This window comes from Pseudomonas sp. GL-R-26 (assembly GCF_019947365.1).
Classification (GTDB): domain Bacteria; phylum Pseudomonadota; class Gammaproteobacteria; order Pseudomonadales; family Pseudomonadaceae; genus Aquipseudomonas.
In genome coordinates this window covers 114,416-127,246 of sequence record NZ_JAGYGI010000011.1, presented here as the reverse complement: position 1 = coordinate 127,246, position 12,831 = coordinate 114,416, and the positions used below count along the sequence as shown (strand labels likewise).

Sequence of the window (12,831 nt, the reverse complement as noted above, 5' to 3'; positions counted from 1 at the left end):
CATTCCTCATTTGGCGGGCTAGCTCACGACTGCAGCACCCAACCCGCCCTAGAGGCGGGTTTTTACTTTCTGTCTCCCGGGCCCCGAACAATGTCAGGAGACGACCATGAGTTTTACCGCCGATCAACAAGCCCTGCTGGAACGCTACGTCAAAAAAATCCTTGCAGCGCCAGTCTATGAACTGGCCGTGCGCACGCCGTTGCAACCGGCGCCGGCCTTGTCCGAAGCCTTGGGCAACCAGGTCCTGCTCAAGCGCGAAGACCTGCAACCGACCTTTTCCTTCAAGATCCGCGGCGCCTACAACAAGCTGGTGCAATTGAGCGAAGCGCAAAAGGCTCGCGGCGTGGTCACGGCTTCTGCGGGCAATCATGCGCAGGGCGTGGCGCTGGCCGCGCGGGAACTGGGGATCAACGCCACCATCGTCATGCCCTGCACGACGCCGCAATTGAAGGTCGTCGGGGTGCGCAGTCGCGGCGCCGATGCGGTGTTGCACGGCGAAAGCTTTCCGTTTGCACTGGCCTATGCGCTGGATCTGGCCCGGGAAACCGGTCGCACCTTCGTTTCGCCCTTCGACGACCCGGAGGTGATCGCGGGGCAAGGCACGGTGGCCATGGAAATCCTGCGCCAGCATCAGGGTCCGCTGGACGCGATCTTCGTGCCGGTGGGCGGTGGCGGACTGATCGCGGGTATCGCCGCTTACGTCAAATACTTGCGGCCGGAAGTTCGCATCATTGGCGTCGAGTCGGAACATTCCGCGTGTCTGCAAGCGGCGATGCATGCCAGCGAACGGGTCGTGTTGCCGAGCGTTGGCACCTTTGCCGATGGGGTGGCGGTGGCACAGATCGGCGCTTACGGTTTTGAGGTCTGCCGGTTTTGCGTCGATGAGGTCATGACGGTCAGCAACGACGAGCTTTGCGCGGCGATCAAGAATATCTACGACGATACCCGCTCGATCACCGAACCTTCCGGGGCGCTGGCCGTGGCCGGGATCAAGAAATACGTCGCGCAGACCGGTGCCTTGGGGCAGACACTGGTGGCGATCGACTCGGGTGCCAATATCAACTTCGACAGCCTGGGGCATGTGGCCGAGCGCGCCGCATTGAGTGGCGCCTCGACATGATGCCTGGGCAGGTAGACAGCGGAGGCCGCGAGGGTCCGCCGGCTAGCCTGGTTACTCCTGAACGGCTTTCTCGACCTTGGTCGACGCCGACCAGATCCGATAGCGCACTTCGATGTCCTTGGGCACGTACAGCACAAGCGGCAGCTTGCTGTTGTAACGCACCAGGAAGCCGTCACCGACCACCGGTACAAAACCCTGCTTGCTCGTGCCGGCCGGGCAGGCCATCAGCGTGCTCATCGGGCCAATGACTTTTTCCAGGCGATAGAACGGATAGCCCCACCCCTCGAGGTTCTTCTCCTCGAGAATGCCGCCCAGACGCGGATTGTTGCAGTCGACGGTCATCGTCTTGCCAGCCAGGATCTCGACCTGGAAGTCGTTTTCCCGGGTCTGTGGCGCGAGGTGGATCACCTGGCGGGTGAACCCGCTTTCGGCCTTCGGATAGGGTGCGGTGTCTTCGAGTTTGGCGGCGTGGGCCACGCCTGCAAGCCCCAGTGCGACTAGCGCAGTGCAAGCGTTAACGGTCAACGAACTCATGATGCCTCCTTGCTTGAAGTGAAGGGCGGCATTTTCACTGTCGTGTGCAGTGAATGCAAACCCGGGACGCCCGGTGTTCAAATTGCAGGGTCGCCAAGTCCGATTATTGCAAACTGCATGACAGGCTTTACAGGTAACTCGCCTTAACCTTGAATTGCCGATGAACTGCACTGCGAAATCCGGGGTATGTTTTATGCTGTAGCTGTCCTTGAAGCTTGCCGGGATTTCAAATGAGCAAGCATTGATCGTCGGGCAGTCTCACAAAGGAGGGAGTCGCCATGTTTCTTTCTGCCTTGGAAATTCGCAACATCATCGAAAGCAGTTTTCTGCCCAAGCGCTGCCAGTGCACGCTGTCGCCGGATCTGTCGATGACCGTCAAGGTCTATGCAGACGGGAAAACCGATCAGCTCGATCTATTGGTCACCGGCATCGATGCCTCCGGGCTCAATGGTTGTCGGGAAATCAACGAGTTGATTGCCCAACTGCGTTCCCGACAGCATCACATCGAGGTCGATCCGCACTCTATGCTGGGTAAAGCGCTCTAGCCTGCTGTTTCGAGTTCGACGGACACGCGCCGGGTCTGGAAGAATGCCAGGCCCAGCGCCAGTTCAAACCCGACTGCCAGCAAAATCCCCGGCCCGACATGGCCACTGAGCCATTCGGCAAAACCCAGCACGGCCAATCCCCAGGCGCCGACGACGAAGCCGAGGCTCAGCGCTTTGCGGGTTTCGCAAGGGGGCGCGTTGCGAACCAGAAAAGAGAACACGCTCAACGCCCCAAACAGCACGGCGGTGCGTCGCGCGACCAATCCCACCGCGAATGAAAACTCGATATCCCAGAACGACAATAACCATTGCGGTGTCAGGCCCCAGACCAGGCTCAGAACAAGGCATAAAGCGGCGGTAAACATCGATAACGTGCGAAACGACAACTGCATGGCCAATCCTTGCGGGCAGAGAGGGGGCGCTAGAGCATAGCGCCGCAACCCTCAAAGGAATACTGCCAAGTACCAAATCAGACTATTCAGTCAGCCCTGGTTCTCGCAAGCGTCGGAAAGTTTACGGTAGGTGATTTCTGCGGGTTTTCCCGTGTCATCGATGTACTTCATCTCGGCCTTCACCACTTTGCACTCCATGGTGTCCGGCTCGGTCAGTGAAATCACTTTGCTGACATGCAATGGCATGCCGTAGTGATAGGGCACGGCTTGGGAAGTTGTGGTGTCATTGGCCTGAGCCAGGCCGGCAAACGCGGTGCAGGCGAAGGCGGCGGTAACCAGCAGGGTGCGAGTGTTCATCAGCGATCTCCGGTGCGGACGGGATGTCAGTTCGATGTGTCGCTTGTCGAACTTGCCGCACTGGGCGTCAGAACAGTCTGAGAGCGTGCGGTCCAGTGAAGTGTTGGATCGCACGGTTAAGCGAGGGTTAACCCGGCTGAACACCGCTTGCCGCGGATGCGCGATCCTGTGTATCAGTTAAGACCATAGGGCGCCTGATGGAAAGTCAACGCGAGCCTGCTCGCGATGAGGCCTTTGAACTCAGCGCAAATCCAGTTGCTTGCGATAAGGCAAATCCGGCCCGGTCTTGCTGCACGTCAACGCCGCCGCCTGCACCGCGAACTTCAGCATGCGATCGATCTGCTCGCGGCCAAGTTGCTTCACGCCCTCTACCGAGTCCAGTTGCTGTTCAGTCAGCCAGGTAATCAGGGCCGCCTGAAAGGTATCGCCCGCACCCACGGTGTCGGCGATTTTTACCGCACAGGCAGGAGCCGACCACGAACCGTGAGTCCGGCTGAACACGCTCGCGCCTTCGCCACCCCGGGTCAGGAACACTAGCTGACAGCGGTGCTGCAACCAGCCCTCAATAACCTGCGCCGGGTCTTGGCCGGGGTAAAGCAGATGCAGATCCTCGTCGCTGACCTTGATCAGATCAGCCAGCTCCACCAGCGTCGCGATCCGGTTACGCCACAGGCGGATGTCCGGCTCCGGGTTCAAGCGAACGTTGGGGTCGAGGCTGATCAGGCGCTTGCCGCTTTCCCGACGCACCAATGCCAATAGTGTATCGGCAATCGGCTGCACTACCAGGGAAAACGAGCCGATATGCAGGCCGCGTACCTCAGGCCCGAGTGTCGGCAGGTGCTCCGGTTGCAATTGTCGATCCGCGCAGCCTTCGCCACGGAAGCTGTACTGCGGCGAGCCATTGGCCCCGACCGCGACCATCGCCAGGGTGGTCGGCGCGGCAAAATCCAGCAGGTAGTCCTGGCACACGCCCTCATCCTGCAACACTTGCAGCAGGCGCCGGCCCAGGTAGTCGGTGGACAACCCGGCCAACAGCGCCGCGTCCACGCCCAAGCGGCGCAAGCCCACCGCCACGTTGAACGGCGAGCCACCGGCAATGGCCTTGAAATTCACTTTGGACGCCACACCACTGGCGTCGTTTTCACTGAAAAAATCGAACAGCGCTTCGCCACACACCAGGTACATAGTTGTTCACTCTTTAATTAGGGTTGCGACTTGCTGTTGATAGCGTTCATACGCCTGCTGGCAGGCTTGCACATTGTCGGCGACCGGCAGGGTTTCACTGACCGGGTCGAGTTTCACGCAGCGCTCGCACAATTGCGCCAGGCTGTCTTCGCGCCCGTTCGCCCGGGATACGCACCAGGCCACCTGAATCGCCGCACCCAAGGCCGCAGCCTCGCTTTGTTCGGTGCAGATCACCGGCGTATTCATGGTGTCGGCGACGATTTGCCGCCAGACCGCACTTTTTGACCCGCCGCCGATCAGCCGAATGCTGCGGCTTTGTAAGCCATTGTGGCGTAGCAGGTCCAGTCCGTAACGCAAACCGAACGTCGTGCCTTCGACCACCGCGCGGCACAGGTTGGCCCGGGTCAGGTTAGTCATGGTCAGCCCCGACAGGCTGGCACTGGCATGGGGCAGGGCAGGCACCCGCTCTCCGTTGAAGAACGGCAGCATGCAAACGCCCTCGGCACCTATCGGCGACTGGGCAACCAGTTCGTTGAACTGATCGATGTCGAGGTCCAGCAGGTCACGAATCAGGCTGGTGACATTGGTCAGGTTCATGGTGCAGATCAAAGGCAGCCAGCCGCCACTGGAAGAACAGAACGTGGCAACCGCGGAATCCACGGCGACGTACGGCTGATCGGCATAGGCGTACACCGTGCCCGACGAGCCCAGGCTCATGGTGATTGCACCGGGCTGGATGTTGCCGGTACCGATGGCGCCCATCATGTTGTCGCCGCCACCGCTGGAGACCAGGGCCTTCGGGTTGATGCCCAGGTGTTCGGCGATGCCCGGCAGAATGATGCCGAGCGCCTGGTGGGCATCGATCAGCTCCGGCAGCGCCGCTTGCAGGCGTCCGCTGGGGTCGATGTCGCGCAACAACTGCAAATCCCACTGGCGCGTACGCACGTTGAAATACCCGGTGCCCGAGGCATCGCCGTATTCGCTGCAACTGCGGCCGGTTAGCCAATGGTTGAGGTAATCGTGGGGTAGCAGAATGCCGGCGATCCGGGAGAACACCTCGGGATGCTGCTCTTTGGTCCATAACAGCTTGGATACGGTGTAGCCCGGCGCGATGACCACGCCGAGGCGTTCCAGAGAACCCTTTTCACCACCCAGGTGCGCGAGCAGTCGGTCATTCTCCGGGGTCGTTTCGGTGTCACACCAGAGTTTCGCCGGGCGCAACACCTTGCCCTGATCGTCGAGCAGCACCAGGCCATGTTGCTGGCCGGACACGCCAATGCCGAGAATAGACTGGCCATCGACTTTGGCCGCGAGCAAGGCGCGGCGGGTGGCGGTGGCGAAGGCTTCCAGCCACTGGCCGGTGTCCTGTTCGCGACGGCCGTTGGGGCCGCTGATCATCGTGTGGGTGGCTGCGCCTTGGCCCAGCACCTCGCCGCTGACGGCGTCGAGGATGACCGCTTTGGTGCCCTGGGTGCCGCAGTCGATGCCGAGGAATAGTTGTTGGGTTGTCATGCAAGATCCTTGGATATCAGTAAGCCCTTATCGCGAGCCTGCTCGCGAAGACGGCAGTCGCTACACCACCGACCTCAAGCCAGCACCCGCTCCAACGTCCGCGAAACCCCAACCTCCCGCAAGCTGTTGCAACACCACTCAAAAGCCGCGACAAACTCCGGCGAGCGCGCAATGGCCGTACCAAAAATCTCCTCGACCGCCAGCAAACGCTGGGTAATCAACACATCATCGGCCACCAGCGCCTGGCAGAATGCCGCCCGTGGATCCGCAATCGCGTAGGTCTCGCCATGCTCATCCACGCCCTTGAGGTACAGCGCCCACGCCGCCACCACCAACGCCGCGCGCTTGGTCTCGCGGCCATCGGCGATCAAGCGGTTGATGGTCGGTACGGTGAATTTCGGAAACTTCGACGAGCCGTCCGAACACACCCGTTCAAGCTGGTCGGCAATCGCCTGATTGGAGAAGCGCGCCACCAGGGTGTTCTTGTACTCGGTCAGGTCGATTCCTGGCACCGCCGGCAGCTGTGGCGTCACGTCCAGATCCATGTAGGTGCGCATGTAGCGCACGAACAGCGGGTCGTTCATGGTCTCGTGGACGAAGCGGTAACCCTTGAGGAACCCCAGGTAGGTCAGCGCCAGATGACTGCCGTTGAGCAGCTTGATCTTCATTTCTTCGTAGGGCGTGACGTCGTCGGTGAATTGCACGCCGACCCTTTCCCAGGCCGGGCGACCGTTGACGAACCGGTCTTCCAGCACCCATTGCGCGAAGGGTTCGCAGACCACCGGCCAGGCATCGTCCACGCCATGCTGGTCCGCCAGTTGCAAGCGATGGTGGGTGCTGGTCATCGGCGTGATGCGGTCGACCATGGCGTTGGGGAAACTGACGTTGGTGTCGATCCAGTCGCGCAATTGGCTGTCGTGCAAGGCGGCGAAAGCCAGCAGGGCCTTGCGGGTGACGGCGCCGTTGTGCGGCAGGTTATCGCAGGACATCAGGGTGAAGGTCGCTGTGCCGGCGGCGCGGCGCCTGGCCAGTGCGGCGCAGAGGAAACCGAACACGGTTTTCGGGGCGTCAGGGTTCGCCAGGTCATGCTGGATCTGCGGCAAGTGCGCCATGAACTCGCCGGTGCTGTCGTCGATGCAATACCCGCCTTCGGTGATGGTCAGAGAGACGATGCGGATCTCGGGGCTGGCCAATTTGTCGATCAATGCCTGGGCACCGTCCTCGGCCAGCAGCATGTCGCGGATGGCGCCGATCACCCGCACTTCGGTGTCGTCGCTATCGCCGAGTTCGAACAGGGTGAACAGGTAATCCTGATCCCTAAGGTCGTCACGGGCGCGGCGGTCTTCAGTGCGTAGGCCGACACCGCAGATGGCCCACTCCAGGCCTTCGCCGGTATTCATCAAGGCGTCGGTGTAGTAAGCCTGATGGGCTCGGTGGAAACCGCCGACGCCGATGTGCGCGATGCCTTGGCGGGTCTCGCCCAGGGCGTAGGCGGGCAGGACCACTTCAGGGGCGAGGCGGCTGAGGTTGTGTTTATTGAGTTTCATCGCAGGCTCTCTGAATTCAGGCAGCAACGCGCAGCGGGCGGGTCAACGCCACGCCGTCGGCATCGAATAAATGGCAGTGTTGCGCATCCAGATGCAGGCTCAGGGTTTCACCGTAACGGCTGGCCAGATCGCCGCGAACGCGCAGGGTCAGGGCTTCGCCGGATGCCGTCCGGACGTGGCAGAAGGTGTCGCTGCCCAAGCGTTCGCTGACATCGGCGGTGACCTGCAAGGTGCAATCGCCGGGTTTGGCCAGCTCCAGATGCTCCGGGCGAATGCCCAGCGTCACCGCACTCCCGACGCTCAGATGCCTGCCGCTCAAGGGCAGGCTGACGCGGGTTCCGGCGTCGAGTTGCACTTCGCAGCCCTGGTTGTCGACGCGGGTGACCTTACCCTTGAGGAAGCCCATTTTCGGCGTGCCCAGGAAACCGGCGACGAACAGGTTGGCCGGCTGGTGATAGAGGTCCAGCGGCGAACCGACTTGCTCGATCTTGCCGCCATTGAGTACGACCACTTTGTCGGCCATGGTCATCGCTTCGACCTGATCGTGAGTCACGTAGATCATCGTGGCTTGCAGTTCCTTGTGCAGGCGCAACAGTTCCAGTCGCATCTGTACCCGCAGGGCAGCATCGAGGTTGGACAACGGTTCGTCGAACAGGAAAATTTTCGGGTTGCGCACGATGGCCCGGCCAATCGCCACGCGCTGGCGCTGGCCGCCGGACAGTTGCTTGGGCTTGCGCTCCAGCATCGGCCCCAGTTCGAGGATGCGCGCTGCTTCGCTGACCTTCTTCTCCACTTCGGCTTTCGCCACGCCGGCCAGGTCGAGGGCGAACGACATGTTCTTGCGCACGCTCATGTGCGGGTACAGGGCGTAGGTCTGGAACACCATCGCCAGGTCGCGCTTGGCCGGGCTCACTTCGGTGATGTCGCGACCGTCGAGCTCGATGGTGCCGCCGCTGACTTCCTCCAGCCCCGCGATCAGTCGCAGCAGCGTGGATTTGCCGCACCCCGACGGGCCGACGAAGACCACGAACTCCTTGTCATTCACTTCCAGGTCAATGCCCTTGATGATGGAAAAGCCTTCGAAGCCTTTTTGCAGATTCTTGATTTTCAGGTTGGCCATGGTGGCGCTCCTTTTGTGCTTATTCTTTTGAGGGCTATTTCACGGCGCCGAACGACAGGCCGCGCACCAGTTGTTTCTGGCTGACCCAGCCGAAGATCAGGATCGGCGCACAGGCCAGGGTCGAGACAGCCGACAACTTGGCCCAGAACAGCCCTTCGGGGCTTGAGTACGAAGCGATCAATGCGGTCAATGGCGCGGCTTTCGATGAGGTCAGGTTCAGCGACCAGAACGCCTCGTTCCAGCACAGGATCAGCGACAGCAGCACCGTGGATGCCAGGCCGCCCTTGGCGATGGGCAGCAACACCCGCAGCATTTCCTGGGCCAGCGTCGCGCCGTCCAGCCGCGCGGCTTCGAGGATGTCCCTGGGGATGTCCTTGAAGTAGGTGTAAATCATCCAGACCACGATCGGCAGGTTGATCAGCGTGTAGATCACGATCAGCGCGATCCGCGTGTCGAGCAGGCCGAAACTCTTGGCCAGCAGATAGATCGGCATCAGCACACCCACTGGCGGCAGCATCTTGGTGGAGAGCATCCACAGCAGCGTGCCTCTGGTGCGCTGGGTTTCGTAGAACGCCATGGAGTAGGCCGCCGGCACCGCGATCAGCAGGCACAGGGCCGTGGCGCTGAAGGAAATCACCACCGAGTTCCAGGCAAAGCTGAAATAGTCGCTGCGCTCGTTGATGTGCAGGTAGTTCTCCAGCGTCGGCATGAAGATGAACTGCGGCGGTGTGGCGAAGGCATCGATTTCGGTCTTGAAACTGGTCAGTACCATCCAGAAGATCGGAAAGAAAATCACGATGGCGATGGCCCAGGCCAACGTACCGAGCAGCAGGCTTTGCAAACGACGGGATTGTTGAAGAGTCATGGCAGGCCTCAGGCTTTGTCGGTCAGGTTTTTGCCAATCATCCGCACCAGGATGATCGCGGCGATGTTGGCGATGACCACGGCGATCAGGCCGCCCGCCGAGGCCATGCCGACGTCGAACTGCACCAGCGCCTGGTTGTAGATCAGGTAGGCGAGGTTGGTCGAGGCGTAGCCGGGGCCGCCGTTGGTGGTGGTGAAGATTTCGGCGAACACCGAGAGCAGGAAGATGGTTTCAATCATCACCACCACCGCAATCGGACGCGCCAGGTGTGGCAGGGTCAGGTGCCAGAAAATCGCGATGGGCCCGGCACCATCGAGGCGCGCGGCTTCTTTCTGTTCCTGGTCGAGGGACTGCATGGCGGTCATCAGGATCAGGATCGCGAAGGGCAGCCATTGCCACGAGACAATGATGATGATCGACAGCAGCGGGTAGTGCGCCAGCCAGTCCACCGGTTGCGCACCGAACAGCTTCCAGACGTAGGCGAGAATCCCCGACACCGGATGGAAAATCAGGTTCTTCCAGATCAGCGCGCCCACCGTGGGCATGATGAAAAACGGCGAGATCAGCATCACCCGCACGATGCCGCGACCGAAAAACTCACTGGCCTCAAGCAGCGCACTGATCAGCACGCCGAACACCACACTGATCAGCAGCACGCTGCCCACCAGCAACAAGGTGTTGGTGGCGCCGGGCAGGAAGCCCGAGTCGGTGAGGAAGTAGGTGAAGTTTTCCAGCCCGACGAACTCGTTCTCGCCGGGGTTGAGCAAGTTGTAGCGAATCGTCGAGAAGTAGACGGTCATACCCAGCGGTACGATCATCCACAACAGCAGCAAGGCCACCGAAGGGCTGACCAGGAACCAGCCGGGATTGGCCACGCGGCTTTTGCGCTGGGGTTGGGCAATGTCCATGTGAGCTTTGGCAGTTGATGTATTCATGGTGATCACTTGCTCGTTATTCGGCGAGTTACTTGTGGCGAGGGAGCTTGCTCCCGTTCGGCTGCGAAGCAGTCGTAAACCTGGCGAAAGTGTCCTGTCAGAAAAGACACTGTTGCTGGGTTTGGGGCCGCTTCGCAGCCCAGCGGGAGCAAGCTCCCTCGCCACAAAAATGAGTACTGAAGGGTTACTTGGGATAACCCGCGCGCTTCATCTCGCGCTCGGTGGTTTGCTGGGCTGCCGCCAAGGCCTGGTCGACCGTGGTCTGGCCGATCAGCGCCGCCGAGAAGGATTTGCCGACCTGGGTACCAATGCCCTGGAACTCGGGAATGGTCACCAACTGGATGCCGATGTACGGCACAGGCCTGGCGCCCGGCTTGCCCGGGTCCGCGGCCTTGAGCGACTCCAGCGTGACCCTGGCGAACGGCGCGGCGTTCATGTACGCCTCGCTGTAGGTCGAGGCCCGGGTGCCGGGTGGCACGTTCGCGATGCCGTCTTTTTCCGCGACCAGTGCGCTGTATTCTTTGGACGTGGCCCAGGCGCTGAAGGTTTTCGCCGCGTCCTTGGCCTTGGAACTGGTCGGAATGGCCAGCGCCCAGGAGTACAACCAGGCCGAGCCCTTGTCAGTGACCTGATGCGGCGCATAGGTGAAGCCGACGTGATCGGTGACCTTGCTCTGGGACTTGTCGGTGACGAACGAGCCGGCGACGCTGGCATCGACCCAGATCGCGCATTTACCGCTGTTGAACAGCGCCAGGTTTTCATTGAATCCGTTGCTCGACGCCCCCGGCGGGCCGGATTGCTTCATGGTGTCGACATAGAAGTTCAGCGCGTTTTTCCATTCGGGGCCGTTGAATTCCGGCTGCCACTTTTCATCGAACCAGCGCGCGCCATAGGCGTTGGCCACGGTGCTGATCAGCGCCATGTTCTCGCCCCAGCCAGCCTTGCCCCGCAGGCAGATACCGTACTGTTCCTGCTCGGGTTTGTTCAGTTTGGCGGCGAATTCACCGATCTGCTCCCAGGTCGGACGCTCGGGCATAGTCAGGCCAGCGTCCTTGAACAGGTCGGTGCGGTAATAGGTAATCGAGCTCTCGGCGTAGAACGGCAGGGCGTACAGCGAGCCTTTGACCGACAGGCCTTCGCGCACCGACGGGAACACGTCGTCGAGGGCATAGCTGGCCGGCAAATCCCTCATCGGCTCCAGCCAGCCCTTGGCGCCCCAGAGTGCGGCTTCGTACATGCCGATGGTCAGCACGTCGAACTGCCCGCCCTGGGTGGCGATGTCGGTGGTCAGGCGCTGGCGCAGGACGTTTTCTTCGAGGACCACCCAATTGAGCTTGATGTCCGGATGCTCGGCCTCGAAGGTTTTCGAGAGCTTTTGCATGCGGATCATGTCGCTGTTGTTGACGGTGGCGATGGTCAGGGTCTGCGCACCAAGGGTGACGCTGCTGAGGGTCATGCAGGTGAGGGTAAGCAGGGCTTTTACCGAAGGTTGCATCGTGCACTCCTTTTCTGCACCCGGCGGGAGACAGAAGGACAGTTATTGTTTTTGTGTCTTCCTGCGGAGGGAAGAATCTGTGCTGATTACATCCTTCAATGGCAGGCGAGACAAATCATCCATCGCACCTTGATCGATACTTTTTTGCACTGAAGTTTTGGGTGTTGGGCGCAGGGAAGGGCTTTTCAGCGAAGGAGGGGTATTGAATCCGTACAGGTTTCAAGGCTTAGCGCTGTACCTGTGGGATGTGAGGGGTCAACCCAGGTTTTGCTCGGTCAACCGCTGCACCACCAACCGCCGGTAATGCGAAGGCGTCATGCCCTTGAGTTGCTGGAAGCGTCGGTTGAAGTTGGAAATATTGTTGAAGCCCGATTCGAAGCAGACATCGGTCACCGGCTTGTCGCCATCGGCCAGCAACTCGCAGGACTTGCTGATGCGCAGGCGATTGACGAATTCAATGAAATTGCGCCCGGTGGCCTGCTTGAATACCCGGCTGAAATAAGTCGGTTTCATGCCCAGATGATCTGCGACTTCCTCCAGCGTCAAATCCCGGGCGTAGTGGGCAAAAATGTAATCCACTGCGCGGTTGGTGCGATCGATGTTGTGCTCGTCGGCCAGTTGCGGGGTTGTGGCGCCAGAGAGCAATTGGTAGTCGTCGGTGGCCGCGAGCAATTCCAGCAGAATGAAAAAGTGCCCGAGACGGGTCACACCGGTGGTATCGGCAATGCGCTGCATCAGATCCATCGCCTTGCCGATGGTGTGCTTGCAACGAAACTCGATGCCGTACTGCGCGCGCTCCAGCAGCGGTGCCAGGGCCTTGAGTTCGGCGAACACCTGATAGCCGCTGTCGAACAACTCGTCGGTGAAGTTGACCAGCATGTCGCGCTTGGGCACCACTTCATTCTCGGCGACCTGGCTGATCCAGTTGTGGGGCAGGTTGGGACCGGTCAGGAATAGAGTTTGCGGATAGAAGTTGCCGATGTAGTCGCCGATGAACACCTTGCCGGAACTGGCGACGATCAGGTGCAGCTCGTATTCCTTGTGGAAATGCCAGCGCACCAGCGGGCAGGGGAAACCATGCTGGCGGTAGATGATGGACAAGCCGTTGTGGTCGTCCATCAACTCATAGGAAGGATCGGTGACTCTGGCGGTGCGGGTCATGTCAGGGCGCTTGTGTTGTTATCCCGTCCGGATCATGCCTCTTGCCGGATCGATAGCGCTACT

General features: G+C 60.7%; 13 protein-coding genes. 2 read left to right on the top strand and 11 right to left on the bottom strand.

The window, feature by feature from the left end; translation table 11 throughout:
- The first annotated feature begins 106 nt into the window (after nt 1–106).
- Complete coding sequence (ilvA, locus tag KGA96_RS13740; protein ID WP_080925342.1) at nt 107–1,120, top strand: threonine ammonia-lyase, biosynthetic; 1,014 nt, start codon at nt 107–109, stop codon at nt 1,118–1,120.
- 51 nt (nt 1,121–1,171) lie between these two features.
- Here ilvA and eco read toward each other — a convergent pair whose 3' ends face one another.
- Nucleotides 1,172–1,654, bottom strand: a complete 483-nt coding sequence (eco, locus tag KGA96_RS13735) for a serine protease inhibitor ecotin (RefSeq protein WP_046042058.1) — start codon at nt 1,652–1,654, stop codon at nt 1,172–1,174.
- Nucleotides 1,655–1,932: 278 nt separating this feature from the next.
- Here eco and KGA96_RS13730 point away from each other — a divergent pair, with 278 nt between their 5' ends.
- On the top strand, nt 1,933–2,199 hold the full coding sequence (locus tag KGA96_RS13730) for a DUF1652 domain-containing protein (protein WP_046042057.1): 267 nt from the start codon (nt 1,933–1,935) through the stop codon (nt 2,197–2,199).
- Here KGA96_RS13730 and KGA96_RS13725 read toward each other — a convergent pair.
- The 10 genes from KGA96_RS13725 to KGA96_RS13680 form a co-directional block, all read right to left on the bottom strand.
- Complete coding sequence (locus KGA96_RS13725) at nt 2,196–2,591, bottom strand: hypothetical protein (RefSeq protein ID WP_046042056.1); 396 nt, start codon at nt 2,589–2,591, stop codon at nt 2,196–2,198. The two genes, KGA96_RS13730 and KGA96_RS13725, sit on opposite strands and share 4 nt — an antisense overlap.
- A 90-nt stretch (nt 2,592–2,681) precedes the next feature.
- On the bottom strand, nt 2,682–2,948 hold the full coding sequence (locus KGA96_RS13720) for a DUF2790 domain-containing protein (protein WP_046042055.1): 267 nt from the start codon (nt 2,946–2,948) through the stop codon (nt 2,682–2,684).
- 240 nt (nt 2,949–3,188) lie between these two features.
- Nucleotides 3,189–4,133, bottom strand: a complete 945-nt coding sequence (locus KGA96_RS13715; RefSeq protein ID WP_223513223.1) for a carbohydrate kinase family protein — start codon at nt 4,131–4,133, stop codon at nt 3,189–3,191.
- A gap of 6 nt (nt 4,134–4,139) precedes the next feature.
- Nucleotides 4,140–5,645 (bottom strand): xylulokinase, encoded by a 1,506-nt coding sequence (xylB, locus tag KGA96_RS13710; RefSeq protein ID WP_223513221.1) that lies wholly within the window; start codon nt 5,643–5,645, stop codon nt 4,140–4,142.
- Nucleotides 5,646–5,719: 74 nt separating this feature from the next.
- Nucleotides 5,720–7,192, bottom strand: a complete 1,473-nt coding sequence (locus KGA96_RS13705; RefSeq protein ID WP_223513219.1) for a mannitol dehydrogenase family protein — start codon at nt 7,190–7,192, stop codon at nt 5,720–5,722.
- 16 nt (nt 7,193–7,208) lie between these two features.
- Complete coding sequence (locus KGA96_RS13700) at nt 7,209–8,312, bottom strand: ABC transporter ATP-binding protein (protein WP_223464093.1); 1,104 nt, start codon at nt 8,310–8,312, stop codon at nt 7,209–7,211.
- Nucleotides 8,313–8,346: 34 nt separating this feature from the next.
- Complete coding sequence (locus KGA96_RS13695) at nt 8,347–9,177, bottom strand: carbohydrate ABC transporter permease (RefSeq protein ID WP_046042049.1); 831 nt, start codon at nt 9,175–9,177, stop codon at nt 8,347–8,349.
- A gap of 8 nt (nt 9,178–9,185) precedes the next feature.
- On the bottom strand, nt 9,186–10,112 hold the full coding sequence (locus KGA96_RS13690) for a carbohydrate ABC transporter permease (protein WP_046042047.1): 927 nt from the start codon (nt 10,110–10,112) through the stop codon (nt 9,186–9,188).
- Between the two features lie 184 nt (nt 10,113–10,296).
- Complete coding sequence (locus KGA96_RS13685) at nt 10,297–11,607, bottom strand: ABC transporter substrate-binding protein (RefSeq protein ID WP_223513217.1); 1,311 nt, start codon at nt 11,605–11,607, stop codon at nt 10,297–10,299.
- Between the two features lie 255 nt (nt 11,608–11,862).
- Entirely contained in the window at nt 11,863–12,768 is a 906-nt protein-coding gene (locus KGA96_RS13680; RefSeq protein ID WP_046042045.1) for an AraC family transcriptional regulator, read from the bottom strand.
- Between the last annotated feature and the right edge of the window lie 63 nt (nt 12,769–12,831).

What these genes read in the sequence shown, in the direction of transcription:
- ilvA (WP_080925342.1), top strand. Translation starts at nt 107, where the DNA reads ATGAGTTTTACCGCCGATCAACAAGCCCTGCTGGAACGCTACGTCAAA.
- eco (WP_046042058.1), bottom strand. Translation starts at nt 1,654, where the DNA reads ATGAGTTCGTTGACCGTTAACGCTTGCACTGCGCTAGTCGCACTGGGG.
- KGA96_RS13730 (WP_046042057.1), top strand. Translation starts at nt 1,933, where the DNA reads ATGTTTCTTTCTGCCTTGGAAATTCGCAACATCATCGAAAGCAGTTTT.
- KGA96_RS13725 (WP_046042056.1), bottom strand. Translation starts at nt 2,591, where the DNA reads ATGCAGTTGTCGTTTCGCACGTTATCGATGTTTACCGCCGCTTTATGC.
- KGA96_RS13720 (WP_046042055.1), bottom strand. Translation starts at nt 2,948, where the DNA reads ATGAACACTCGCACCCTGCTGGTTACCGCCGCCTTCGCCTGCACCGCG.
- KGA96_RS13715 (WP_223513223.1), bottom strand. Translation starts at nt 4,133, where the DNA reads ATGTACCTGGTGTGTGGCGAAGCGCTGTTCGATTTTTTCAGTGAAAAC.
- xylB (WP_223513221.1), bottom strand. Translation starts at nt 5,645, where the DNA reads ATGACAACCCAACAACTATTCCTCGGCATCGACTGCGGCACCCAGGGC.
- KGA96_RS13705 (WP_223513219.1), bottom strand. Translation starts at nt 7,192, where the DNA reads ATGAAACTCAATAAACACAACCTCAGCCGCCTCGCCCCTGAAGTGGTC.
- KGA96_RS13700 (WP_223464093.1), bottom strand. Translation starts at nt 8,312, where the DNA reads ATGGCCAACCTGAAAATCAAGAATCTGCAAAAAGGCTTCGAAGGCTTT.
- KGA96_RS13695 (WP_046042049.1), bottom strand. Translation starts at nt 9,177, where the DNA reads ATGACTCTTCAACAATCCCGTCGTTTGCAAAGCCTGCTGCTCGGTACG.
- KGA96_RS13690 (WP_046042047.1), bottom strand. Translation starts at nt 10,112, where the DNA reads ATGAATACATCAACTGCCAAAGCTCACATGGACATTGCCCAACCCCAG.
- KGA96_RS13685 (WP_223513217.1), bottom strand. Translation starts at nt 11,607, where the DNA reads ATGCAACCTTCGGTAAAAGCCCTGCTTACCCTCACCTGCATGACCCTC.
- KGA96_RS13680 (WP_046042045.1), bottom strand. Translation starts at nt 12,768, where the DNA reads ATGACCCGCACCGCCAGAGTCACCGATCCTTCCTATGAGTTGATGGAC.